This window comes from Microbispora bryophytorum (genome assembly GCF_043197435.1).
Lineage (GTDB): Bacteria > Actinomycetota > Actinomycetes > Streptosporangiales > Streptosporangiaceae > Microbispora > Microbispora bryophytorum.
Window position 1 is genome coordinate 71,183 of sequence record NZ_JBICTF010000014.1, and the last position, 24,493, is coordinate 95,675.

At 72.0% G+C, this 24,493-nt stretch carries 21 protein-coding genes; 9 read left to right on the forward strand and 12 right to left on the reverse strand.

Features of this window, described 5'->3' with window-relative positions:
- Window positions 1-178: 178 nt before the first annotated feature.
- Window positions 179-2,089, forward strand: coding sequence for an MGMT family protein (locus ACGFIB_RS34260; RefSeq protein WP_393377458.1), 1,911 nt, complete (start codon window positions 179-181; stop codon window positions 2,087-2,089).
- Between the two features lie 34 nt (window positions 2,090-2,123).
- Here the strand turns inward: ACGFIB_RS34260 and ACGFIB_RS34265 are convergent, their stop codons facing one another.
- The 4 genes from ACGFIB_RS34265 to ACGFIB_RS34280 all read right to left on the reverse strand — a co-directional run bounded on the left by ACGFIB_RS34265 (window position 2,124) and on the right by ACGFIB_RS34280 (window position 7,027).
- Window positions 2,124-3,182, reverse strand: a complete 1,059-nt coding sequence (locus ACGFIB_RS34265) for an ADP-ribosylglycohydrolase family protein (RefSeq protein WP_393377461.1) — start codon at window positions 3,180-3,182, stop codon at window positions 2,124-2,126.
- A gap of 12 nt (window positions 3,183-3,194) precedes the next feature.
- On the reverse strand, window positions 3,195-4,406 hold the full coding sequence (locus ACGFIB_RS34270) for an acyl-CoA dehydrogenase family protein (protein ID WP_357247600.1): 1,212 nt from the start codon (window positions 4,404-4,406) through the stop codon (window positions 3,195-3,197).
- A 57-nt stretch (window positions 4,407-4,463) separates the two neighbouring features.
- Window positions 4,464-5,429: a glucosyl-3-phosphoglycerate synthase gene (locus ACGFIB_RS34275; protein WP_357161918.1), complete on the reverse strand. Its 966-nt coding sequence runs from the start codon at window positions 5,427-5,429 to the stop codon at window positions 4,464-4,466.
- 125 nt (window positions 5,430-5,554) lie between these two features.
- Window positions 5,555-7,027 (reverse strand): helix-turn-helix domain-containing protein, encoded by a 1,473-nt coding sequence (locus ACGFIB_RS34280; RefSeq protein ID WP_373292594.1) that lies wholly within the window; start codon window positions 7,025-7,027, stop codon window positions 5,555-5,557.
- Window positions 7,028-7,271: 244 nt separating this feature from the next.
- On the opposite strand from ACGFIB_RS34280, the gene aceA reads away from it, so the two are divergent.
- A complete protein-coding gene (aceA, locus tag ACGFIB_RS34285) occupies window positions 7,272-8,564 on the forward strand; it encodes an isocitrate lyase (protein WP_393377464.1) in 1,293 nt (430 codons plus the stop codon).
- 30 nt (window positions 8,565-8,594) lie between these two features.
- Here aceA and ACGFIB_RS34290 read toward each other — a convergent pair whose 3' ends face one another.
- Both ACGFIB_RS34290 and ACGFIB_RS34295 read right to left on the reverse strand, forming a co-directional pair.
- Window positions 8,595-9,398, reverse strand: coding sequence for an ABC transporter ATP-binding protein (locus ACGFIB_RS34290; protein WP_393377466.1), 804 nt, complete (start codon window positions 9,396-9,398; stop codon window positions 8,595-8,597).
- Window positions 9,399-9,443: 45 nt separating this feature from the next.
- Window positions 9,444-11,210: a serine/threonine-protein kinase gene (locus tag ACGFIB_RS34295; protein ID WP_393377469.1), complete on the reverse strand. Its 1,767-nt coding sequence runs from the start codon at window positions 11,208-11,210 to the stop codon at window positions 9,444-9,446.
- A 631-nt stretch (window positions 11,211-11,841) separates the two neighbouring features.
- On the opposite strand from ACGFIB_RS34295, the gene ACGFIB_RS34300 reads away from it, so the two are divergent.
- The gene (locus ACGFIB_RS34300) at window positions 11,842-12,249 is read left to right on the forward strand and encodes a hypothetical protein (RefSeq protein ID WP_393377472.1); all 408 of its coding nucleotides are present in this window, start codon (window positions 11,842-11,844) and stop codon (window positions 12,247-12,249) included.
- A 263-nt stretch (window positions 12,250-12,512) separates the two neighbouring features.
- Here the strand turns inward: ACGFIB_RS34300 and ACGFIB_RS34305 are convergent, their stop codons facing one another.
- Window positions 12,513-13,406, reverse strand: coding sequence for an alpha/beta hydrolase (locus ACGFIB_RS34305; protein WP_223853665.1), 894 nt, complete (start codon window positions 13,404-13,406; stop codon window positions 12,513-12,515).
- Window positions 13,407-13,795: 389 nt separating this feature from the next.
- Here ACGFIB_RS34305 and ACGFIB_RS34310 point away from each other — a divergent pair, with 389 nt between their 5' ends.
- Genes ACGFIB_RS34310 through ACGFIB_RS34320 form a run of 3 tightly spaced genes read left to right on the forward strand, consistent with a single transcriptional unit; the run spans window position 13,796 to window position 16,201 of the window.
- A complete protein-coding gene (locus ACGFIB_RS34310; RefSeq protein WP_393377475.1) occupies window positions 13,796-14,596 on the forward strand; it encodes an ABC transporter permease in 801 nt (266 codons plus the stop codon).
- A gap of 6 nt (window positions 14,597-14,602) precedes the next feature.
- On the forward strand, window positions 14,603-15,391 hold the full coding sequence (locus ACGFIB_RS34315) for an ABC transporter permease (RefSeq protein ID WP_393377478.1): 789 nt from the start codon (window positions 14,603-14,605) through the stop codon (window positions 15,389-15,391).
- 3 nt (window positions 15,392-15,394) lie between these two features.
- Window positions 15,395-16,201, forward strand: coding sequence for an ABC transporter ATP-binding protein (locus ACGFIB_RS34320; RefSeq protein ID WP_142572818.1), 807 nt, complete (start codon window positions 15,395-15,397; stop codon window positions 16,199-16,201).
- On the opposite strand, the gene ACGFIB_RS34325 is transcribed toward ACGFIB_RS34320, so the two are convergent.
- The 4 genes from ACGFIB_RS34325 to ACGFIB_RS34340 form a co-directional block, all read right to left on the reverse strand.
- Complete coding sequence (locus tag ACGFIB_RS34325) at window positions 16,125-16,601, reverse strand: hypothetical protein (protein WP_142572816.1); 477 nt, start codon at window positions 16,599-16,601, stop codon at window positions 16,125-16,127. The genes ACGFIB_RS34320 and ACGFIB_RS34325 overlap by 77 nt on opposite strands.
- A 63-nt stretch (window positions 16,602-16,664) precedes the next feature.
- Window positions 16,665-17,537 carry an ABC transporter permease gene (locus ACGFIB_RS34330; RefSeq protein WP_393377481.1) on the reverse strand — a complete coding sequence of 291 codons (873 nt, stop codon included), beginning with the start codon at window positions 17,535-17,537 and terminating at the stop codon, window positions 16,665-16,667.
- Window positions 17,524-18,603 carry an ABC transporter ATP-binding protein gene (locus ACGFIB_RS34335; RefSeq protein WP_393377484.1) on the reverse strand — a complete coding sequence of 360 codons (1,080 nt, stop codon included), beginning with the start codon at window positions 18,601-18,603 and terminating at the stop codon, window positions 17,524-17,526. Before ACGFIB_RS34335 ends, ACGFIB_RS34330 begins: the two co-directional genes overlap by 14 nt.
- Window positions 18,600-19,793 (reverse strand): LolA family protein, encoded by a 1,194-nt coding sequence (locus tag ACGFIB_RS34340; protein ID WP_393377485.1) that lies wholly within the window; start codon window positions 19,791-19,793, stop codon window positions 18,600-18,602. The genes ACGFIB_RS34335 and ACGFIB_RS34340 overlap by 4 nt, the downstream gene beginning before the upstream one ends.
- Before the next feature lie 134 nt (window positions 19,794-19,927).
- On the opposite strand from ACGFIB_RS34340, the gene ACGFIB_RS34345 reads away from it, so the two are divergent.
- From ACGFIB_RS34345 to ACGFIB_RS34355, 3 genes are read left to right on the forward strand one after another with little or no spacing between them, the layout of a single operon-like run.
- Window positions 19,928-20,602 (forward strand): response regulator transcription factor, encoded by a 675-nt coding sequence (locus ACGFIB_RS34345; protein WP_142572812.1) that lies wholly within the window; start codon window positions 19,928-19,930, stop codon window positions 20,600-20,602.
- Between the two features lie 3 nt (window positions 20,603-20,605).
- Entirely contained in the window at window positions 20,606-22,033 is a 1,428-nt protein-coding gene (locus ACGFIB_RS34350) for a sensor histidine kinase (protein WP_393377488.1), read from the forward strand.
- 8 nt (window positions 22,034-22,041) lie between these two features.
- Window positions 22,042-23,460 carry a pyridoxal phosphate-dependent decarboxylase family protein gene (locus tag ACGFIB_RS34355; protein ID WP_393377491.1) on the forward strand — a complete coding sequence of 473 codons (1,419 nt, stop codon included), beginning with the start codon at window positions 22,042-22,044 and terminating at the stop codon, window positions 23,458-23,460.
- Window positions 23,461-23,545: 85 nt separating this feature from the next.
- Here the strand turns inward: ACGFIB_RS34355 and folP are convergent, their stop codons facing one another.
- Window positions 23,546-24,442, reverse strand: a complete 897-nt coding sequence (folP, locus tag ACGFIB_RS34360) for a dihydropteroate synthase (protein ID WP_393377493.1) — start codon at window positions 24,440-24,442, stop codon at window positions 23,546-23,548.
- Window positions 24,443-24,493 lie beyond the last annotated feature (51 nt).

Consider the following 24,493-nt stretch of genomic DNA (forward strand, 5'->3'; position numbering starts at 1 on the left):
CGTCGGGGCGGGAGGCGTTGGCCGCTTCCCCACGTTCCCGGCCCCGGGCCCCCTTCCTACCCGTACGCCCTTGCTTCACCCGTAGTCGGGAGAGGTGAGGGTTACGTGAGACGGGGGACTTTCACCGAGCCTTTGTTTATCCTGCCGGGGCGACAGTCGAAAGGCAGGAATCCCCCCTATGGCCTACGCCGACAAGATCTCTCCCATTCTCCGCGCCACGCTCGAGCTCCTGCGCGAGACCGGACGGCCGCTGCGGCCCGAAGAGGTACGCAACGAAGTCGAAAGCAGAGTGACGATCCCCTCGGAGCTCCGGGGGCTCAACGCGCACGGCCAGGCGCGGTGGTGGGCGCAACTGGGCTTCCGCACGGGAGAGGCCGCGTCGCTCGGCTGGATGACCAAACGGAACGGCTGGGCGATCACCGAAGCCGGCGTCCGCGCGCTCGACGACTTCGAAGGCACCGAGCTGTATCGCGAGCTGGCGCGTCAGTACCGGGCGAGGAGGCTGCCGCCACAGGGTCGTATCTACAGCGACCCCCGCTGGAACGTCGTCCTGGAGGCCCTGGAGCGTCTGGAACCGGGCTACTGGACCACGTACGGCGACCTGGCGGCCCTGGTCGGCATGTCGCCGCAATCGGTGGGAGGCTTCATGGCCGAGAGCGCCGACACGGACCATGCTCATCGGGTCCTGCAGTCGGGAGGACGGATCTCCCCGCAGTTCCGCTGGCTGGACCCGGAACGGACCGATGATCCGCGTGACGTCCTCGAAAAGGAAGGCCTGACCTTCGACCACGCCGGCCGGGCCGACCCGCAGCGGCACATCACCGCCGATCGCTTCCGCACGATCCTCGCTGAGGGCGGTGTCGTCCTCCCGCCGACGGGCGGTCCCCAGCCTCCGCCTCCCCCCGACCCGACTCCTGCCGCGTTCGAACAATTCCAGCAGAACCTCGAGTACGCCCGGCAGCTCGTCGACGGCGGCCGCAGCCTGGAACGACTCGGGGTCGGCTCCTTCGACGTCACCGACCTCTACCGCGCGGCCTGGACTCAGGCCGTGGCGGCCCTCGACCACTGGGTCACGCGCGAGATCGTCGACCGGGCCGTTACCCTCGCGCTGACCCCGGGAGAGCCGCGCCCCCACAAGTTCACCAACCTGAGCATCCCCGTGGAGTTGTTCGAGGACATCCACCACCGCAACGAAGACCTCGGCAAGGCCTTCCGTGCGCATCTCGAGCGCCATTTCTCCTTCATGACCTTCCAGAACCCGGAAAAGATCAAAGAAGGGTTCGCGCACGTCAGCACGGTGAACCTCTGGGTGAAGGTCGCCCAGGTCCTGACCGGACAGGACGTGAAGAATCCGATCACCGCGGACGGCGTCCGGACGAGGCTGCGGGATATCGCCTGGCGCAGGAACAACATCGCCCACACCGCCGACCACGATCCGGTACGCCCCGGGCAGAAGGCCCCGATCACCGCCGACGAAGCGGAGGCGACGATCGACTGGCTCGAAACCATGGCCATCGCCATCCAACTGGCCGTCGGCGACACCCTTTCCGTCCCGAGTCCCGACAGCCCGAGCGAGATGCGAGGCACCCCTTCGACAGCGGTAACAGGACAGGCCGCCGGCTCCCGGATGAAGCGCACGTGGGACGAGCCCGGCTTCCTCCAGGCCGTCGAGCGGTACTGTCCCACCGACGTTCGCGAGACGCTACTGGCCGTCTATCGCCACGCCGAGAGCCACCCGTCCTTCCACGAGTACTACTTCGGTGAGGGCGAGTATCCGTCGGTGACCGCCTGGTTCAACCTCGGCTCGGACACCGCCTCCGTATGGAGCATCTACACGAGCCCGGCCAAGTCCGTCATGGCCGTCAACTTCGGGTCCATGCAGAACCACGGCGCATCACGAGAGCGCATGGCACGGCTCGCCGAGAGGCTCGGCGTCCTTCCTGGATCGGCCCGTCTCCGCGACCAGCTCGAAGCCGCCGACTACGCGAAATACCCGTCGCTCCAGCCGGCCGCCCTCGCACGCCCGGAGTCCCGGGAGGTCATCATCGCGGCCCTCAACGAGTTCCTGACCGGCGAAACACCTCACTGACCACGGCGACCACAGGCCTTCTCGCCTGGCGAGATCACCACCCGGGGTAGCGGTCGAGCCAGAACGGGTCCTCCGGAGGCGTGTACCCGCTGCCGCCCGGGCTGTCGGTCACCTCCGACACCAGGTCGCGTGCGAGGGTGTCCATGACCCAGGCCAACTCCAGCCTGCTGAGAAGCTCGACCGGCCACACGTCGACGCCGTGCAGGGCTCCGAGCATGGCGCCGGCGACGGCGGCGACGCAATCGCCGTCGGGCGCCGTGGCGGCGAAGGCCAGCGCCTCCAACGCCTCGGCCGGCTCCGGCCAGGATGCCGCGACGTACACGCCACCGAGGAGAGCCGACGGTGCGGTGGCATCGGGTGCGACCCGCGCCAGCCGGGCCTTCTGCCGGGGAGCCTGCCGGGCCTGAGCGAGGATCGCACACGCCTCATCGAGGAGCGTCCCCGTGGCCGGCGGCCAGGGCCGGTCGGTATCGGGCTCCGCCGCTTCCTCCAGCCGGCGCGTGGACAGGCATCGCCCGGCCAGGACCACGGCGGCCGCCGTCGCCTCGTGCGCGCGGGGGTCCCCGTGCGTCAGCGCGGCCACGTCACGGGCGAGATCCGCGAGCTGGATCCCACTCATCGTCCGTGACAGGGCGGCCAGCGGCAGGGAGCGGGTGAGGGCGTGGAAGCCACGGCTGTGGGTGGCCGGGCGGCGAATAGTGCCCTGTTCCGGCTGGTTCAGCGCCTTGACGGTGGCGGGCGCGGACCCGCGCCGCTCCCGCAGCTGCGGTACGCCGGCGAGCCATCCGTCCGGCCAGTGGTCCGATCCTTCCGACCAGTGCCGATGCTCGTCATGCATCTCAATGCCCTGCAAAGCGGCCCATCGGCAGTATGCGTGCCAGACCACCGACGGCGGGTGACAGATGCCCTTGTGCGTACCGCGGATCGACGCCCGGATGACGCCGTCGATGGTGAAGGCCGCCAGCTGGGTGCTCACTCCGGCAACTATGGGCCCGGACGTAGGCATGGTGCCGCGCCCCAGGCTGTCGCCCAACGCGAGGCCCAGCACCAGGCCGCGGACCCGGTTGACCCAGGTGGCCTGCTCTCCACTCATATGGCGTACACCTCAGCGGACGGGGAGGCCGGTGACGGAGCGGCCGATGATGAGGCGCTGGATCTCGCTGGTGCCCTCGAAGATGGTGAAGATCTTCGCGTCGCGGTGGAAGCGCTCGACCGGGTGCTCGCGGGTGTAACCCGCCCCGCCGAGGATCTGGATGGCCTGCTCGGTCGTCCAGACGGCCGTCTCGCTGGCGACCAGCTTGCTCATCGACCCTTCGGCCTGCTCGAACCGGCGGCCGTGCCGAGCCATCCACGCCGCCCGCCAGGTCATCAGCCGGGCGACGTCCACCCGGGTGGCCATGTCGGCGAGCAGGAACGCGACGGCCTGGTTCTCCCCGATCCTGCGCCCGAACTGCTCGCGCTCCCGGGCGTAGTCCCGGGCGTACTCGTAGCCCGCACGGGCGACGCCGACGGCCATGGCGGCGACGAGCGGACGGGTGGTCTCGAAGGTCCGCATCGCGGCCTGCTCACCGGACCGCGCGCCGGCGCGCACCCGGGCGAGCCGCTCGTCCAGCTTCTCCTTGCCGCCCACCAGGCACCGGCCGGGCACCCGTACGTCGTCAAGGACGACCTCGGCGGTGTGCGAGGCGCGGATGCCGTGCTTTTTGAACTTCTGCCCCTGGGACAGGCCGCGCGTGCCCGGCGGGACGACGAAGGACGCCTGGCCCCGGGTGCCCAGGGTTGGGTCTACCGAGGCCACGACGACGTGGACGTCGGCGATGCCGCCGTTGGTCACCCAGGTCTTCACGCCGTTGAGGACCCATTCGTCCTTCGCCTCGTCGTAGACGGCCCGCGTCCTGATCGCGCCGACGTCGCTGCCCGCGTCGGGCTCCGAGGAGCAGAACGCGCCGAGCTTGACGTCGTCGGCGGTGCCGAACATCTGGGGCAGCCACTCCCCCATCTGTTCGGGGGTGCCGTTCGCGGCGATGGAGGCGGCGGCGAGGCCGGTGCCCACGATCGACAGGCCGATCCCGGCGTCCCCCCAGAACAGCTCCTCGAACGCCACGGGCAGGCCGAGCCCCGACTCCTCGAACCACTGCTGGGCGAAGAAGTCCAGCGAGTACAGCCCGATCTTGGCGGCCTCCTGGATGACCGGCCAGGGCGTCTCCTCGCGCTCGTCCCACTCCACCCCAGCCGGGCGGACGACGTCGCGGGCGAACTCGTGGACCCAGGTGCGCAGCTCGCGAAGGTCGTCGCTCAACTCGGGGCAGAAGGTCATCGGGGGCTCTCCTCTTCTCGGTGTTACCAACGGTAACAGCACGGCGGAAGGAGCCGATCAGCGCAGCCGGGACGCGTACTGCGGGACCGTCGCCATCGGCGGGCGCTCGGCCACCCCGACGTCCCGCGTCAGCGGGCGGTGCCCCGCGGGCCCCCGCTCGAACTGGACGAGCCGGGTGGACGGCTCGTGCAACGGAACGATTTTGTCCTGGCGCTCCAGCCGCGCCCAGGCAGTGTGCATGATCTGCCCGGCCATCCCGCCGAGCGCCTCCGTGGACTGGTGGGAGTGGACCCGGCGGCCCAGGTCGACCTGGGCGAGCGCGTCGAGCCCGAGCATGTCCAGGAGGTCGATGAGGAGCCCCAGCTCCACGCCGTATCCGGTGACGAACGGCACGCGTTCCAGGACCGCGCGGCGGCCGGCGTACTCGCCCGCGAGCGGCTGCACGAATCCGGCCAGCAGCGGCCAGTGCAGGTTGAGCAGCGGCCGGGCGACCAGTTCGGTGACCCTGCCCCCGGCGTTCGGTTCCCTCGCGCCGAGCAGGGGCCGGTCGTAGCACGCCTTCACGTACCCGACCGCGGGGTCGGTCAGCAGGGGCCCCAGCAGTCCGGTCACGAACGAGGTCCGGAACTCGCGCAGGTCGGCGTCGACGAACACCACCAGGTCGCCGGTCGTCACCGCGAGGGACTTCCAGAGCGCCTCGCCCTTGCCGTCGTAGCGCGGATCGTGCAGCTCGGGCAGGATCTCGTCCTGCGCGAAGACCTTCGCCCCGGCGCGTAAGGCCTGCTCCGCCGTGCCGTCCGACGACCGGGAGTCGATCACGACCAGCTCGTCCACGAGCGGCACCGCCTCGACGAGGTCGCGCCGCACGGCGGAGACGATCTCCCCGACCGTCTCCTCCTCGTTCCTCGCGGGCAGCACCACCGAAACGGTGGCGCGTCCCTTCTCGGACAGCAGGGCGCGGGCTGGCCAGTCGGCCGCCGACGAGGTACGCCGACTCAGCCAGGCCTCCACCTCAGGCAGCACGCCCGCCCTCCCCCTGTCCGCCACGTTCACTGGCATCACCTTATGCGGCGGGCGGAAGGAGGCGATCAGCGCGATCCCCTCCCGGCGCGAGCACCCCGCCACGCCGCGCATCGGGGCGGCGCGGCTCAGCCGTGGGCGGCGTGGCGCTCCAGGAAGGCGTACACGTCGGCCTCGTCGACACCGGGGAACGACCCGGGCGGCAGCGCGGCGAGCACATGGGAGTTGGCGCGCGCCGACGGCCAGGCGTAGCCCTCCCAGCGCTGCGCGAGCTCGGCCGGCGGGCGGCGGCAGCACTCGCCGTTCGGGCAGTTCGACTTGGTGCGGTGGGTGGTCTCGCGCCCGCGGAACCACCGCGACTCCCGGTACGGCACGCCCAGCGTGATCGCGAAGTCCTTCTCCTGCGACGGGTCCACGTGGGCGATGCAGAAGTACGTGCCGGTGGGCGAGTCGGAGTACTGGTAGTACAGCGAGAACCGGTCGGGCGACAGGAACACCTGGCGGCCCGACCACTGCCGGCACATCCGCTGGCCCTCGATCGCCCCCTGCTCGTCGGCGGGGAAGACGATCCCGTCGTTCTCGTACGCCTTGTAGATGATCCCTCCGGCGTCGTTGCGCACGAAGTGGCAGACGAGGTCGAGATGGCGGGTCGCGAGGTTGGTGAACCGGTGCGCCGCCATCTCGTAGGACACCGCGAACACGTCGCGCAGGTCCTCCACCGACAGCGCCTTGTCCTGCTTGGCCTCCCGCAGGTACGGCGCGGCCGCCGCCTCGGGCACGAGGACGGCCGCGGCGAAGTAGTTGGCCTCCACCCGCTGGCGCAGGAAGTCGGCGAAGTCGCGCGGCTTGTGGTGCTGGAGCGCGATGTGCCCGAGGGTCTGCAGCAGCACGGTACGCGGCGTGTGCATGCCCAGCTGCTGGCGTTTGACGTAGATGCGCCGGTTGCGCAGGTCGGTCACCGACCGCGCCGATCGCGGCAGGTCGGGCGCGGTGTGCACGGCGAACCCGAAGTGCGACACGAGTGCCTGGACGGTGCTCTCCGACAGCGCGCCGGTCCGGTAGCCGACGGCGGTCAGGGCCTCGGCGGCGGCCTTCTCGATCTCCTCGAAGTAGTTGCCCAGCTCGCGCTGCCTGCGCCGCAGCTCGGCGTTGGCCGCCCTCGCCTCCTCCGGCGTGGCCGTGCCCTTCGCCTCCCTGGCCTTGAGCTCCTCGAACAGGCCGAGGATGTGCTCGAGCACGTCGTTGGGCACCCGTGAGGAGACCTTCAGCCTGCTCAGTCCGAGCCCCGCGTAGAGCGGGTCGCGCTGGGCCTCCTCCAGGGCGATCTCAAGCTGGGCTCGCCGGTTCGGCGCCTGCCTGCGCAGCAGCTCCTCCACCGGCACGTTCAGCGCCGCGGCCAGCGACTTCAGCAGCGACAGCTTGGGCTCGCGCTTGCCGTTCTCCAGCAGTGACAGCTGGCTGGGCGCACGCCCGACCCGATCGCCGAGGTCGGAGAGCGTGAGACCGCGCTGCTTGCGCAGGTGCTTGAGCCGCTGGCCGAAGGCCAGGAGATCGAGCTCGTGCGTCAAAGACAGCGGTTCTTCGCCCAGAACGGAGGTCATAGACCGATCTTACGCGGAAAATCGGCGTTTCTTCCATCGGCGTGAGATCGACACCGGTCAGATTGGTCTAGTCCACAGCGGAAACTCTGCGTTTCTTCACCTTCGAATACCAGCGAGTCTTACCTGAGGAAGAATATTTGGCGTTCTTTCGCCCGATGCCTCCTTGTGAGTGTCTTGATATCGACACAAACTCGAAGCAAGCCCCCAGGTGACGACAACGTACGCAACAAGGGAGTGACCGGAGATGTCGGATCGCCTCACCGCAGCCGCCCAGCGGCTGCAGCAGGACTGGGACACCAATCCGCGGTGGACGAACGTCGAGCGGACCTACACGGCCGAAGACGTGGTCCGCCTGCGCGGCTCGGTGCAGGAGGAGCACACGCTGGCCCGGCTGGGCGCGGAGCGCCTCTGGAGCCTGCTGCACCAGGAGGACTACGTCCACGCCCTGGGCGCGCTGACCGGCAACCAGGCGGTCCAGCAGGTGAGGGCGGGCCTCAAGGCCATCTACCTGTCCGGCTGGCAGGTGGCCGCCGACGCCAACCTCAGCGGTCACACCTACCCCGACCAGAGCCTCTACCCGGCCAACTCGGTCCCCGCCGTGGTGCGCCGGATCAACAACGCACTGCTGCGCGCCGACCAGATCAGCTGGGCCGAGGGCGACGAGGACGCACCGCACTGGCCGGCGCCCATCGTCGCCGACGCCGAGGCCGGCTTCGGCGGCGTGCTCAACGCGTTCGAGCTGATGAAGGCCATGATCGAGGCCGGCGCCGCGGGCGTGCACTGGGAGGACCAGCTCGCCTCGGAGAAGAAGTGCGGCCACCTCGGCGGCAAGGTGCTGATCCCCACCGGCCAGCACATCAAGACCCTCAACGCGGCCCGCCTCGCGGCCGACGTGGCGGGCGTCGCCTCCCTGATCATCGCGCGGACCGACGCCCAGGCCGCGACCCTCCTGACCAGCGACGTCGACCCGCGCGACCGCGCCTTCTGCACCGGCGACCGCACCGCCGAGGGCTTCTACCGGATCCGCAACGGCGTCGACGCCTGCGTCGCCAGGGGCATCGCCTACGCGCCGTACGCTGACCTGCTCTGGATGGAGACCTCCACGCCCGACCTCGACGTGGCCCGCCAGTTCGCCGAGGCGATCAAGCGGGAGCACCCCGACCAGATGCTGGCCTACAACTGCTCGCCGTCGTTCAACTGGAAGAAGCACCTGGACGACGCGACGATCGCGAAGTTCCAGCGCGAGCTGGGCCACATGGGGTACAAGTTCCAGTTCATCACCCTGGCCGGCTTCCACTCGCTGAACTACTCGATGTTCGACCTGGCCCGCGGCTACGCCCAGGAGGGCATGCCGGCGTACGTCGGGCTCCAGGAGGCCGAGTTCGCCGCCGAGCAGCACGGCTACACCGCCACCCGCCACCAGCGCGAGGTCGGCACCGGATACTTCGACCTGGTCAGCACGGCCATCGCGCCGGACTCCTCCACGACGGCCCTGAAGGGCTCGACGGAGGAGGCGCAGTTCGCCGCGGCTCACTAGCTGACCACAGCGGACATCCCGGACGGCCGGTCAGACGCGCTGCGCGCGGGCGTACCACCGGCCGTCCAGCGAGTCGATGCGCAGCCGCCGGCCGAAGCACTCGGACAGCTTCGGCCCGGTGAGCACCTCTCCCACGGGACCGGCGGTCAGGATGCGGGTGTCCCGCATCAGCAGGGCGTGCGTGGTGGTGGCCGGCACCTCCTCCAGATGGTGCGTCACCATCACGGTCGTGAGCCCCTGGCGGGTGCGGGCCAGGTCCTCCAGCGCCTCGATCAGGTCCTCCCGAGCCGGCAGGTCGAGGCCCGCGAACGGCTCGTCGAACAGCAGGATCGCCGGGTCGGCCATCAGCGCCCTGGCCACCCTGACCCGGGCCCGCTCTCCCTGCGAGCACACCTGGAACCTGCGGTCGGCCAGGTCCTTGCAGCCGAGGTCGGCCAGCAGCCGGTGCGCCCGCTCCCGCTCCTCCTCGCCGTACCGGTCCCACAGCGGCGCGCTCGTCCCGGTGTGCCCGGTGAGCACGACGGTCAACGCGGTGGCGCCCTCCTCCTCCAGCAGCGACGCGTCCACGAGCCGCTGGCTCGCCGCGACCAGGCCGATGCTCCGGCGCAGTTCCCGCAGGTCGACCGCGCCGAGCCGCCGCCCGAGCACCGTGGCCGTCCCCGAGCTCGGGTGCCGTACGGCCGCGGCCACCGAGAGCATCGTCGTCTTGCCGGCGCCGTTGGGGCCGAGGATCACCCAGTGCTGACCGTGCTCCACCCGCCAGCCGGCGCCGGTCACCAGAGTCCGGCCGACCACGCGGACGGTCACGTCGTCGAGTTCGAGAGCTGCTTCCATGGACACACAGCATGCTGCATGGAGGCATCCGGCCGGGACGGCGTTTCAGGGTATGGACGGCGCGGGGGTGGCCACCACGCTGGGCGGTTGGCTCTCCGGCGGCGGGCTCGGGCTCGGCGGGGGCGACTCCCCGTCGCCCCACTGCGGCTCCTGGCTGATCACCGGCGGAATCGGCGGGCGGGTCTGCCCCGGCTGGCCCCCCGGCTGACCCGGCTGACCGGGCTGACCGCCCCGTCCGGGCCGGCCCCCCTGTCCGGGCTGACCGCCGCGTCCGGGCCGGCCGGGCCGGTCTGGGTGTCCCGGTGGGGAGGGCCGAGAGGAACCGCAGTCTTTCGGCCCTCCGGTGACGCAGTGCCCGCCGCCGGGCGGACGCAGGGTGGCTCCGGCCGCCGAGGGCGAGGGCGCCGAGGTCGTCCGCCCGCCGTCTTCGGTCGCCGGCCTGGGAACCGTCCCGGGCGGCGGCATCGTCCGCGTGGCCGTCACCGTCACCCTGGGCCGGGCGCCGTCCACGATGGGCACCACCGGCGGCCGGGCGGTGCCGAGCACGTCCTCCGGCGGCAGGGCGCTGTCCTCACCGGGGATGACCACGGGCAGCGCGGGCGGCGGATCGGCCGTGCTGTTCATGTGGGCCGACCCGGCGCCCGCCGCCACCACCGTCACCGCCGCGATCGTCACGGTGGCGAGCGCCGCGAAGCCCGCGTGGGACACCTGCGCCCGCGAGCGCGCCGCCCTGCGCCGCGCCACCCTGCCCTGTGTGGACCCGCCCTGTGCCGACCCGCCCTGTGCCCATCCGCCCTGTGTCGGGTTCGCCGATGCCTGTGCCGCTTCCCGGGAGTCCCTGCCCCGCGTGCGCCGCCCCCGCGCGGCCCGGCCGGTGATCCCCGACGGATGAGGCACGGGCTGCCAGATCTCGTCGAGCACGGCGGCGACCGCCCGCCGGGGGTCGGCGGTCCCGTGGACCCCGCCCGCCGCGAGCAGGGAGGCGAGCAACCAGGCCGCGTCCGGACGGTCGGCAGGCTCGCGCCGCAGCGCCGCCGCCACGCCGCCCCACAGCGGCTTCGGCACGGCGTCGATCCGCGGCTCCTCGACCAGGATGCGCCGGGTGAGCACATCGAGGTCGCCGGCGCCGAACGGATGCAGCCCGGTCGACGCGAACGCGACCAGGCAGCCCCACGAGAAGACGTCCGAGGCGGGGATGGCGTGGTGGCCGCGAAGCCGCTCGGGGGAGACCCACCCCGGACTGCCCATGATCTGCCCGGCCTGCGTGTGCGCCATCGCGACGTCGAGGTCGCGGGCGATCCCGAAGTCGATGACGAACGGCCCGTGCGACGACAGCAGCACGTTGCCGGGCTTGAGGTCCCGGTGGACAAGACCGGCCTCGTGGGTGGCCACGAGCGCGGCGGCCGTGCCGAGGGCCACGCCGTACGCGAGGTCGGGGGTGAGCGGCCCCCGGGCGGCCACCACCTGGGAGAGCGCGGGGCCGGGGACGTATTCGCTGACGAGGTACGGCCGCTCGCCGTCCAGGCCGTCCTCGATGACGGCGGCCGTGCAGAACGGCACCACGCGCCGGGAGAGCGCGACCTCCTCGGCGAAGCGGGCCCGCAGAGTGGGGTCTCCCAGGTGCACCGGATGCGGCGTCTTCAGCGCGACGTACCCCCCGCCGGGGTGCTCGGCCAGGTAGACCACGCCCATTCCGCCGCTGCCCAGCCGGCCGAGCAGCAGGTAGCGCCCGATGACGACCGGATCGCCCACGGTCAGCGGGCGCACACCGGGTGGCATGCCGTTCTGGGAAGCCGTTCCGCCACGTGCCATACGGAAGCTACCTCTCTCGAAGTGCCGCACAGCCACTGTGGCCGGTTGGAACGCGCCACGCGCTCAAGTAGCGGCAAGCGGCATGAGAGGTAAGCCCAATGACACCTTTCGGTTAGCCCAGCTGGAGAAGCCGCAGGTCACATAGGCCTCATTTGCCACAAATCAGCGCCGCTCTCCCCCAAGGGGTGCCCCTGATCGCTGCACGACGGCTGCCCCAACGGCGAGGTACGCCCGCCGTCCCTCGACCCCCGCTCGAACACGCTCTCCGCCGTTCGCCGGAATCGGATCACGGTCACGACCTGAGCGCACGCGCCCCCCGTTCCGCGTGATCGAAACCCTGTGATCGAACACCGTGTGATCGACCACTCTTCGAGCATTCGCAATATCGCTCGCCTGCGGCAATTCGCGTGCCTCGTGTGCATGCCGTTCCGGTCATCCGCTTTCCGGTCATCCGCTTTTCCGGCCGGCGGCGAGCGGGAGTGCCGTTATCGCCTGATCCCGGTTAGAATCGCGCCACGAAGATCCAATTGGAAACCGGAATTCGGCACTCATTCGCGCGGCGATCGTCCGCGGATTCACGAACGCCCCGCCCACCCGCCCCGATTCCCCCCAATGAAGTCAGGTGAGGCCGATGAAACTGAAAGGCACATTGTTCGCCGCCGGTGTCGCGATGCTGCTGTGCGCGGTGCCCGGCGCCCCCGCCGCCCAGGCGGCCGCCGCGTCTGCCGGTCTCCTCGGAGGCACCTGTTCACCCAGCCTCTACTTCACCCAGGCCGGCGGCGCCGCCGTCGCGGTGAACGCCTCCGTCTCCTGCTCCTCATCGATCGACTATCTGCAGGTCGACGTGCAACTGCGGCGCAACGGCAGCGCTGTCGCGAGCAACGTCTGCGGGACCACCAGCTGGTCGGTCTCCTGCGACGCCGGGGTCGCCTGCCAGTCCGGGTCGTACCAGGCCTCCGCCCAGTTCCAGGCGTACAGCACCTCGGGCTACGGCGACTACGCCACCTACACGACTCCGGCATACACCGTCACCTGCTGACCCCGGCCACCGCGGCGGCCCCGCCCGATCGACCAGCGCCGCCATCACCACAGAAGGCCAGCCGCGAAATAGGCGACCTCCAGAGCCGGCGGACACCAGGTCCCATTTATTCGGCTGCCCAGGACGACGGAATTCGCACCTGCCATTCCGGTACCGGACCCGTGCGTGTTCACGAACCGCCGATCACGTACGCGACGCCGTGAATCTTTCAGCGTGCGGACGGCGCGGTGGCCGCATATTCCGGCGGCGGTCGCCGTTTCCCTTCAGGCGGCCTCGACGCCGGAGGTGGGGCGGTGGGCCTGGACGGCGTCGAGGAAGCGGGAGACGTGCTCGAAGAGCAGGCGGCCTTCGGGGAGGACGTCGGCGAGAAGGGGAAAGATGTGCGGCATGCGGTTCCACTCCTCGTAGGTCACCTGCACGCCGGTCTCGCGGGCCCTGACGGCGACCCGGCGGACCTCGTCGCGCAGGACCTCGGTGGAGCCGGTGACGATCATCAGCGGGGGGATGCCGGTGTAGTCGCCGTACACGGGGGACACGAGGGGGTCGAAGCAGTCGAGGCCGTCGGTCCAGCGGCGGGCGAGCCAGTCGACGCGGCCGGCCGGGAGCATGGGGTCGGACCAGACGTTGGCACGGCGGCGGTGGGAGCTGAGGTCGGCCCAGGGGGACAGGCAGATTCCGGCGGCGGGGAGGGGCATGCCCCGGTCGCGGAGGGACAGCAGCGTCGCGAGGGTGAGGTGGCCCCCGGCGGAGTCCCCGGCCAGCACGATGTCCTGGGCGGCGTACCCGAGGTCGAGCAGGTGCTCGTACGCCTGGAGCGCGTCTGACAGCGACTCGGCGAGGGAGTGGACCGGCCCCTGGCGGTAGTCGAGGGAGAACACCGGGCAGCCGGCCGCGGCCGACAACCGCCACGTGATCGGCCGGTGGGTGGCCGGGGAGCAGACGAAGTAGGCCCCGCCGTGGAAGTAGAGCACCACCTTGCGCTCGTCCAGGCCGGGTCCGCCGTGCACCCATTCCCCCGTGCACGAGCCGGACCTGTCTGGAACGATGGACACGTGCTTGGGGAGGATGCCGGGGACCCGCTCGCCGAGGCACATGATGCGGCTGGCCACGGCCATCCCCGCGGTGTTGCGGACGAGGATGGTGGAGATCGGTCTCATGGTGCCCCGCAGGACCCCGTTGATCGCAGCGGCCTGCCAACTAACCGGATATTCCGGACGAATGTCTACGTTCAGCTCATGTGTCATGCAAGCCTCCCAAAAGGGACATTCCCCTTTAGGTCATCCGTTCTACCGTTGGGTATGTTTCACTCCCCTTACGGCAAGGTTACGACAAGGTAACGTCGCAGGACACGGGCCACCTCTGGATGGATATTCGGGGGCGGCGCCGCCCCCGGGAAGCCCGGTGTCAGCCCGGTATCGGCCCGGGATCGGCCCCGTGCCGAGCCCGGTCGCCGCGCGATGGTAAACGCTCAGCAAAATCATCCGATCGACGATCACGACAAGGACGGCGGGGGTCCCGTGCGCATCCTCCACCGCCTCGCCGCGCGGTGATCGGCGGCCACGGCGCCGCCGTCTCCCTCTATCCCCGGCTGGCCTGGTACGGCTTCCGCAGGCACGCGACCTACTGGGCCGCCGCCCTCGCCGGGGCGTTCACCAACACCGTCTTCGGGGTGCTGCGCGCGTACGTGCTGATCGCGCTGTGGCAGGCCCGTCCCGGCCTCGGGGGATACGACGTGGCGGGCGCGGTCACCTTCACGTTCCTCACGCAGGCGTTCATCGGCCCGATGCAGTTGTTCGGCGGCGGCCTGGACCTGCCGCAGCGGATCCGCACCGGCGACGTCGCGCTCGACCTGGTCCGCCCGGCGTCCCTCCAGCTGTGGTGCCTGTCGGAGGACCTCGGCCGCGCGGCGTACCTCTTCGTCGCCCGCGGCGGTCCGCCGACCCTCGTGGGCGCGCTGCTGTTCGGCGTCGTCGCCCCGCACTCCCCGGCCGCGTTCCTCCTCAGCGTCGCCCTGGGCGTGGTCGTGAGCTTCGGGTGGCGCTACATCGTCGCGCTGGCCACCTGCTGGGTCATGGACGACCGGGGCCTCGGGGTGCTGTCGATGGTGCTCACGACGTTCTTCAGCGGGCTCATGCTGCCCCTGGCGATCTTTCCCGGATGGTTCGGTGACCTGGCCCGGGCGCTGCCGTGGTCGGCGATGGCGCAGGTGCCCGCCGACGTCTACCTGGGCACGGCCGACCCCGCCCGCGCCCTCGGCTTCCAGGCCCTGTGGGCCGCCGTCCTGCTGGCCCTCGGCGCGCTCATGACCGGCGCCGCCCGGCGGAAGGTCGTGATCCAGGGTGGGTGAGCGCCGATGATCAGGACGTACGCGCTGCTCGCCTGGACGTGGACGCGGGCGGCGGCGCAGTACCCGTTGTCGTTCGCGCTCATGACGGTAGGCGGGCTGGTGGTCGGCGGCCTCGACATCGCGGTCATCTGGGTCATCTTCGCCAACACCGACGAGCTGGCCGGCTTCGGGCTGACCGAGGTCATGTTCCTGTACGGCGCGTCGCAACTGGCCTTCTCACTCGCCGACCTGCTGTTCGGCAACGTCGACAGGGTCAGCCGGCACATCGGGGCCGGCACGCTCGACGCCATGCTGATCCGGCCCGCGTCGCCCTTCGTGCAGGTCGCGGCCGACCAGTTCACGCCGCACCGGCTCGGCCGGTCGATCCAGGCCGGAGCCGTGCTGACCGTGGGCCTGACGCGGCTGGACGTCCCCCTCGGCCGGGTCTGGATGGTGCCTGTCATGGTGGTCTCGGGCATCGTGATCTTCGCGGCGCTGTTCACGCTCGGCGGCGCGGTGCAGTTCCTGCTCACCGCCGCCCCCGAGGTGGCCAACGCCTTCACCTACGGCGGGGCGATGCTCACGCAGTATCCGCTGAGCGTCTACGACGCCCGCATCGTCCGGGGAATGACCTTCGCGCTGCCCCTGGCGTTCGTCAACTGGCAGCCGGGCCTCTACGTGCTCGGCCGGCCCGATCCGCTCGGCCTGCCGTCCTGGACGGGCCTGCTGTCCCCCGCCGCCGCGCTCACGCTGGCCGCCGTCGCCGCGCTCGCCTGGCGTGCGGGGATCCGCCGCTACCGATCGACGGGGAGCTGACCAGTGATCGAGGCAGACGAGGCCGGGCGGACCTTCACGGTCCGCCGCCGGGTCGTGCACGCCGTGCGGGACCTGTCCTTCCGCGTCGCGGCCGGGGAGTTCGTCGCCTGCCTCGGCCCGAACGGCGCGGGCAAGTCCACCACGATCAAGATGCTGACCGGGATCCTCACGCCCACGTCGGGCCGGATCAGGGTGGCCGGTCTCGATCCCTCCCGGCGCCGTACGGCTCTCGCCCGCAGGATCGGGGTCGTCTTCGGCCAGCGGACGACGCTGTGGTGGGACCTGCCGCTGCGGGACAGCCTGGAACTGATCCGGCTCCTTTACAAAGTAGATCGCAAGGTGTTCCGCGAGCGGCTCGACGAGATGTGCGACCTGCTCGACCTGGGCGGTTTCCTCGCGACCCCGGTGCGCCAGCTCAGCCTGGGCCAGCGGATGCGGGGCGACATCACCGCCGCCCTGCTGCACGACCCCGCCGTGCTGGTGCTTGACGAGCCGACGATCGGGCTCGACGTCGTCAGCAAGGCGGAGGTGCGCGACTTCCTGCGGCGGCGATGCGCCGAACACGGGACGACGGTGCTGCTGACGACCCACGACCTGAGCGACGTGGAACGGCTGTGCCGCCGCGTGCTGCTGATCGACCACGGCCGGCTGGCCTTCGACGGCACCCTGGACGGCCTGCGGGCGACCGCGCCCGGCGCGACGTCGATCGAGGAGGTGGTGACCGACCTCTATCTCAGAAGCCGAACGACTCCTCGTACTCCTCCTCCTGCTCCTCGTCCGACTCCGGACGGGCCCAGCGCGACGGCATGAGCACCGGGAGGAACAGCGCGACGCCGAGCAGGCCGTAGACGCCCGTGGACAGCAGCATGAGCATGCCCCGGCCGGCCTGCAGCAGCTCGGCCTGCACGGACGGCCCCGTGGGCACGAGACTCGCGGCGCGCGACACGTCGAGGACGTAGACCACCGTCCAGGCCAGCAACGCCATCGACGGGACGAACGTCGCCAGCGGGGAGACCCGGCCGACCAGCACCAGCCCGAGCAACAGGCCCACGACGGCCATCACGCCGAGGGCGATCAGCATCCGCGTGTCCTTGGCCGGGTCGACGCTCTGTGCCGCTCCCCGGACCGCCTCCTGGGACGCCCATCCACCACCCAGGAGAACAGCCGCCGCGACGACAACGCCCAGGAGCAGCCCGAAGAAGTGCCGCATGCACACCGCCTTGGTGAGAGGTCCGCGGCAACACTAGCGACAAAGAACGGCAAAGGGCAGCACTTACGCCGTGATGTCCTTACTCGTGAAGCGCGACCAGGCGATAGAGCCGAAAATCAGGACGTACGCAGCGAAGGCCAGCAGTCCCTGCCCCATCTCGTCGAACGCCACCGGTGCCCGCAACGCCCCGTCGAACGCGCCCCACCACGAGGTCAGCAGGACCGGCCGTACGGCCGCCACCTGCGGGATCGCGCTCAGGACCTGGCTGACCACCACCAGCACGACACTCGTGGCCACGGCCCCGATCGGCGCCTCGGTCAGCGTGGAGACGGCCAGGGCCACCGCGCCGAGCGCGGCCATCCCCGCGGCGGCGTACAGGACGACCACGCCGACGCGCAGCAGGGCGTCGGCCGCCGGGATCGTCGTGCCGGACAGCAGCGTCACCGGCCCGACGGGGAACAGCACCAGCCCGGCCACCAGCGCCGACAGCGCCACCAGCGCGCACGCCGCGAGGCAGAAGACCACGACGTTGGCGTACTTCACCAGCAGCAGCCTGGTCCGGCCCGCCGGGGCGGCCAGCAGGTAGCGCAGCGTGCCCTGGGCCGCCTCACCGGCGATCGCGTCGCCCGCCACGACCGCCACGGTCAGCGGCAACACGATCGGCATCATGACGACGAACGCGGCGAAGGTCAGCATCAGGCCGTTGCCGGCGATCTGGCCGATGATCGAGCCGCCCGCGTCGCCGTCCGACGCGACCCGCACCGCGACGCCGACCAGCACCGGCACGACCGCGAGCACCCCGAGCATCGCGAGGTTGCGCGGGCGGCGGAACGTCAGCCCGATCTCGGAGCCCAGCAGCCGCGTCAGGTGCCGCACATGCCGCACCTGCCGCACGTGGCTCGGGGCGAGTCCTCCGGCGTTCTCACGCACCGACATCGAACCCCTCCCCCGTCAAGCCGACGAAGATGTCCTCCAGCGTGGGACGCTCCACGCCGAACCCGCGCACGGCCACGCCCTCGCCGACGAGCAGCGCGCAGATGTCTTCCGGCGCCCGGGCGCCGAGGACCGCCGTGACGTCGTCGTGCGCGGCGCGCACGTCGCCGAGCCCGGCCCGGGTCAGCACCGCCGCCGCCGCGCCGGCGTCCGGCGTCTCCACCCGCAGGCGCGGCTCGTCGCCCGAGGCGCGCAGCGCGGCGATCGGGCCCTGCGCGACGAGCCTGCCGGTGCGCATGACGCCCACGTGGGTGCACATCTGCTCGACCTCGCTCAGCAGGTGGGAGGAGACGAAGACGGTCGTGCCGTCCTCGGCGATCCTCCTGATCAGCGTGCGGACCTCCCGGGTGCCCTGCGGGTCGAGGCCGTTGGTCGGCTCGTCCAGCACGAGCAGCTCCCGCGAAACCAGCAGCGCGGCCGCGATGGCCAGGCGCTGGCGCATGCCGAGCGAGTAGGTGCGGTAGCGCCTGCCCGCCGCCGCCGTCAGCCCCACCCGCTCCAGCGCCGCGCCGATCCTGGCCCGCGCCGTACGCGCGTCGGCCGACGGGTCGGCCACGTCGAAGCGGCGCAGGTTGGCCTCGCCCGACAGGTACGGATAGAAGGCCGGCCCCTCGACCACCGCGCCGACGCGCGGCAGCGCCCGGGCCAGTCCGGCGGGCATGGGCGTCCCGAGCAGCGACCACGTGCCCGAGGTCGGGGCGACCAGGCCGAGCAGCATGCGGATCGTCGTGGTCTTGCCCGAGCCGTTGGGACCGAGGAAGCCGAAGACCGATCCGCGCGGCACGGCCAGGTCGACGCCGTCGACGGCCACGTGGCCGCCACGGAAGCGCTTGGTGAGGCCGGACGTGACGACGGCGTGCGCGCCCGCGCCCTCCGTGGAGGGCGGGGGCGGGGGCGCCCCGGTGTCCTCCCGTGACGCCCCCGCGCGCGTGCCCACCGTCACCGCGTCCACCGCGTCTACCGCGAGCCCCGCGACCCCCGCTCGTCCGCGGTGCGTGGGCTCGGTCATCCCTTCACACCGGCCGCCCGGTAAAGGGCCTCCGGGGTCACGGCGCCGGCGAGCAGGCGGCCGTCGTCGGTGATCAAAATCGACACCACCTTCGTGCGCAGCAGCCGGCCGCTGCCCCACTGCCCGCTGACGGGGGTCGCCGCCCCCTTCAGACCGTCGAGCAGCGCGGCCACGTCCAGGCCGTCCGGCCCCTTCCCGTCCTGCTGCTGGGCGGGGACGTCCCGGACGGGAACCTCCGGCAGGGAGGTGACGAGCACACTGTCCCAGCCGGATCCGACGACGCTGCCGCGGTCGTGCGCCTCGGCGACCGCCTCCGGCCGGTGGCCGACGGGAGGTGTCGCCGTTTCCTGCTCGACCTTCGCGCCGGCCGGCGGCGTGAAGGAGAAGTTCTCCGGCGCGGGGGCGGTGAACGACAGCGACTCGAAGCCGACCTCGAAGGCCGGCTCGGCCGCCCCCTTCGTGTACACCTGGACGCGCAGCGGCATCAGCTTCTCGCCGTCGAGCGCCACCCGGACGTCCTTGATCAGCGAATCGGCCGACGTGGGCGTCAGCACGATCTGGTAGGCCGCGCGGCCCGCGACCGTGACGTCGTCGCCGACGCTGATCGCGGTGTCGCTCCCGGCCGCCTTCAGCGCCTGGCGCGCGGCCTGCTCCGGTGTCGCGTACGGCGACGCGGGTCCGGGCCGCAGCGGGAAGCCGCCTTCGGGCCCGCCGCCGTGCCCGCCGCCGGGGGCCGCCGGGGCGGTGAGACGGGTCGCCTTGTTGGCGGCGCTGTCCCACAGCCACACCGTGTCGCCGTCGGCGACGACGTCGGTCTCGCTCATCTCCCCCGGCAGCATGAGGCGGAACCGGTCCTCCCCCGCGTACCAGATCTTGAGCTGGTGCGACCCCGACAGCAGCGACGTCGCCGAGGCCGCGGACGGCCCCGGGCCCCCGGACAGGCCGGTCAGGCCGGGCAGCGAGGGCAGGCCGAGCGACGCCGTCTCGACGATCGTGCCGGACATCGGCGGCATCCGACCGCTCTGCCAGGTGCGCGCGACATCGGCCAGCAACTGCTCCGCCGTACGGTCCGGCAGGGCCTGGTCGCCGCGCACGGCCGCGATCACCGGTCCGGTCCCCACGGCCGCGGCCACCACGGCCACCGCCGCCACCGGCACTCCCCACCTCACGGCGCGGGCTCTCTTCGCCATTTCACATCTCCCACTATGGGCGGAAACCTGATGACCCGAGACTGCCTGGACGCTCCTGTGCCGACGCTGAGACAGGCTGAGACGGCTCTCAGGCTCGCCGCATACGCCTGTCCGAAAGGGGCCACACTGGGGCAATGCGGGTTCTGGTGGTGGAGGACGAGCGGCGCATGGCGGCGGCGCTGCGCCGCGGGCTGCAGGCGGAGGGCTTCGCCGTCGACCTGGCCCACGACGGGAACGAGGGCCTGCACCTGGCGCGCGTCGGCGACTACGACGTGGTCGTGCTCGACATCATGCTGCCCGGCATGTCCGGCTACAACGTGTGCAAGCAGTTGCGCGCGGAGGAGAACTGGGTGCCGATCCTCATGCTGTCGGCCAAGGACGGCGAGTACGACATGGCCGACGGGCTCGACCTCGGCGCCGACGACTACCTCACCAAGCCGTTCTCGTACGTGGTGCTGGTGGCCCGGCTCCGGGCGCTGCTGCGCCGGGGCGGCGGCCGCAGGCCCGCCGTGCTGCGCGCGGGCGACCTGTCGCTGGACCCCGCCGCGCGGGCGGTCACGCGGGGCGAGGCGCCGGTCGAGCTGACGCCCAGGGAGTTCGCCCTGCTCGAATACCTGATGCGCCGGCCGGGCGAGGTGGTGTCGAAGCCCGAGATCCTGGAGCACGTGTGGGACACCTACGACACCGATCCGAACGTGGTCGAGGTGTACGTCGGGTATCTCCGCAGGAAGATCGACACGCCGTTCGGCCGCGCCGCCCTGCAGACCGTGCGCGGGGCCGGATACCGGCTCGCGAGCGACGGCGGCTGAGCTGTGCCCGCCTCACTCGCGCGCCCGGTCACGTGGTGGCGGCGGCAGAGCCTGCGGTTGCGGGTCACCGCGGCCGCGACCGCCGTGCTGGCCCTCGCCCTCGCCGCGTCGGCGTACGTGTTCGTCGCGGTGCTCGGCGAGGCGCTCGTCCGCGGCATCGACGACCAGGTCTACCAGCGGGGACGTGAGATCGTCGCGCTGTCCGACGCGAACCGGCTGTCCGATCCCGTCGTCTCGTCGGACAACACGATCGTGCAGGTGCTCGACCGGGAGGGGCGGATCGTCGACGCCACCCCGAACACCGACCGTCTGGTCCCCCTGCTGCCCGCGGCGACGCGGGAGGCCGCCGTGCGCACCGGCTCGCCCCTCTTCCTGGACGGCCGGCCGTACGCCCTGCCGGGGCCGCTGCGCGTGCGGGCGCTGAGCGCGGACCACGGCGTGACGGTAATCGTGGCGCGGTCGTTCGCCGAGGTGGAAAGCAGCATGGTGACCATCGGACACGTGCTGATCGCGGGCATGCCGCTGCTGCTCGCGCTGCTGGCGGCGGTCTCGTGGCTGGTCGTCGGGCGCACGCTGCGGCCGATCGCGCTGCTGCGGCGGGGCGCGGCCGAGGTGGGCGCCACGGCCCGGTCGCGGCGGCTGCCGGTGCCCGAGGCGCGTGACGAGGTGCACGCGCTCGCCACGACGCTCAACGACATGCTCGGCCGGCTGGAGGAGGCCGACGCGCGCCAGCGGGCTCTGGTCTCCGACGCGGCGCACGAGTTGCGCAGCCCGCTCGCGAGCATCCGGCTCCAGCTGGAGGTCGCGCTCAGCCACCCGGAGGGACAGGACTGGACGGAGACGGCCGAGGGGGTGCTGGAGGATACCCTCCGGCTGTCCCGCCTCGCCGAGGACCTGCTCGCGCTCGCCCGGCTCGACGAGGGCCGCCTGGGCCGGCGGGAACCGGTCGACCTGGTCTCCATGGCCCGCCGGACGGCCGAGCGGTACGGCCTCGGCCTCGACCTCGACCTCGACCTCGACCTCGACCTCGACCTCGACCTGGCGCCCAGTGTGTCTCCCGTTGTGGCGTCTCCCGTTGTGGCGTCTCCCGTCGTGCTGGGCGACACGCTGGACCTGCGGCGGGTGCTCGCCAACCTCGTCGACAACGCCCTGCGGCACGCGGCGTCGGCGGTCCGGATCGGCGTACGCGCCGAGGGGAGCGTCGCCGAGCTCACCGTCACCGACGACGGTCCGGGCATCCGGCCCGAGGACCGGGAGCGGGTCTTCGACCGGTTCACCCGGCTCGACGACGCCCGCAGCCGCGACGACGGCGGCGCCGGGCTCGGTCTCGCGATCGTGCGCACCACGGTCGAGGCCCACGGCGGTACGGTCCACCTGGAGGACGCCTCCCCCGGACTGCGCGCCGTCGTCCGGCTCCCCCTGGCACGTTGAGGAGTTTCATGCTTCCCGAACACGGCAGGCCCGTCACCGAACTGCTCGCCGAGCTGACCGCCCTGAAGGAGGCCGACCTGCCGGTGCGCGGCGGCAAGGTGACGGCATACGTCTATGACACCGGCCTGCCGGAGGTGCACGAGGCCGCGCACCGGGCGTACGCGGAGATGCTCGAAGTCAACATGCTCGACCCGACGGCCTTCCCCAGCATGGTCGCGCTGGAGCGGCAGGTGGTCGGGGCCGTCGCCGAGCTGCTCGGACGGCCGGGCGCGCCGGGCGTCTTCACCAGCGGCGGCACCGAGTCGATCATGCTGGCCGTGAAGGCCGCCCGCGACGCCCGTCCCGGCGCCACCCGGGTCGTGCTGCCGGTCACCGCGCACCCGGCGTTCCACAAGGCGGCGCACTACCTCGGCATGGAGATCGTGCCGGTCCCGGTGGACCCGGGCACCTACCGGGCCCGTGTCCCGGCGTTCGAGGCCGCGCTGGACGACCGCACGGCGCTGGCGGTGGTCTCCGCGCCGTCCTACCCGCAAGGTGTCGTCGACCCGGTCGAGGAGGTGGCCGCGCTCGCCGCCGCGCGCGGTGTGCCGTGCCATGTGGACGCCTGCGTCGGCGGATGGCTGCTGCCGTGGCTGCGCGAGGCGGGCGCCGCGGTCCCGCCCTTCGACCTGAGCGTGCCCGGCGTCACCTCGATCTCGTGCGACCTGCACAAGTTCGGGTACGCGCCGAAGGGGGCGTCGGTGCTGCTGTTCCGCGACGCCGAACTGCGCCGCCGGGCCTACTTCGCCTCCGCGGCCTGGCCCGGCTACACGATCATCAATGCGACCGTGCAGAGCTCTCGGTCCGCCGGGCCACTCGGCGGCGCCTGGGCCACCCTGCAGGCCCTCGGCCGGGAGGGCTACCTGGAGCTCGGCCGCAGGACGCTGGAGGCGACCCGGCGGCTGGCGGAGGGCGTGGGCAAGATCCCCGGATTGAGGGTGCTCGGGGAGCCGGAGGCCGCGCTGGTCGCCGTCGCCGGCTCCGCCGAGGTGGACGTCTTCGTGCTCGCCGACGAGGCGCGCCGGCTCGGCTGGTTCCTCCAGCCGCAGCTGTCGTACGCCGGGATCCCGGCCAACATCCACGTGACGGTCACCGGTGTGACGCTGGCGGGGGTGGACGCGATGCTGGAGGTGATCGCGCAGGCGGCCGAGGCCGCGCGGCGGCGTGGGCCGGCCGAGGTGCCCGAGGGCCTGCCCGAGCTCATCGCGTCCCTCGACCTCGACGCGCTGGACGACGCCACGTTCGCCGAGCTCGCCGCGTCGGTGGGGATCGACCTCACCGCGACGGGACAGCCCGGGATGGCGGTCGTGAACGCCGTGCTCGACGCGCTGCCGGCCACGACCCGCGAGGCGATCCTCGTCCGGTTCCTGTCGGTCCTGTACTCCTGACGCGGGCGCTCACAGGCGGGGTCACAGCCTGGCGCTCACGGGGTCACAGCCTGGCGCTCCGACGTCCCCGCGGCGAAGGCCGGAGTCAGCGCCCCGCCGGCCGGGGCGGTGCGCCGCCGAGACGGGCGACGACCGCGAGAGCCGTGCGGGCGCTCGCCGCGTCGTGGACGCGGAACACCCGGGCGCCCTGCAGCGCCGACACGGCGAGGGTGGCCAGCGTGCCCGCGTGCCGCTCCCCCACCGGCAGGCCGCCCAGCGTCTCGCCGACGAAGTCCTTGTTGGAGACGGCCACCAGAACCGGCCACCCGGTGGCGGTCAGCTCGCCGAGCCGTCTGCTGACCTCCAGCGAATGCCAGGTGTTCTTGCCGAAGTCGTGAGCCGGGTCGATCAGGATCGCGTCACGGCGGACTCCCGCGGCGGCCGCGCGCTCGGCGAGGTCCGTCGTGTAGGCGACCACGTCGGCCACCACGTCGGCGTACGCGATGCGGTGCGGCCGGGTGCGCGGCTCCACCCGCCCGGCGTGCGCGCACACCAGGCCGATGTCATAGGCCGCGGCGACCTCGGCGAGCTTGGGGTCCACCCCGCCCCAGGTGTCGTTCAGCAGGTCGGCCCCGGCCTCGGCGACGACCTCGGCGACCTCCGACCGCCAGGTGTCGACGCTGATGATCACGTCGGGGTGCCGGTCGCGCACCGCGGCGACCACCTCCGCCACGCGGCGAATCTCCTCGGCCGGATCGACCTCCGTGCCGGGACCGGCCTTCACGCCGCCGATGTCCACGATGTCCGCCCCCTCCTCGATGAGGCGGGAGGCGGCGTCGACCGCGGCGGAGAAGGCGTAGGTCGATCCCCGGTCGTAGAAGGAGTCGGGGGTCCGGTTGACCACGGCCATGACCGCGAAGTCGCCGGGACCGAAGGCACGGCCGCGCAGGCGCAGGACGGCCGACAGGCCGGGCGCCTCGGCGGGCATCGGCGTAGTGGACATCGCGGCCAGCGTACTAGGTCGTCGTCGTCCTCTCGCGTGCCCGCCGCCGAC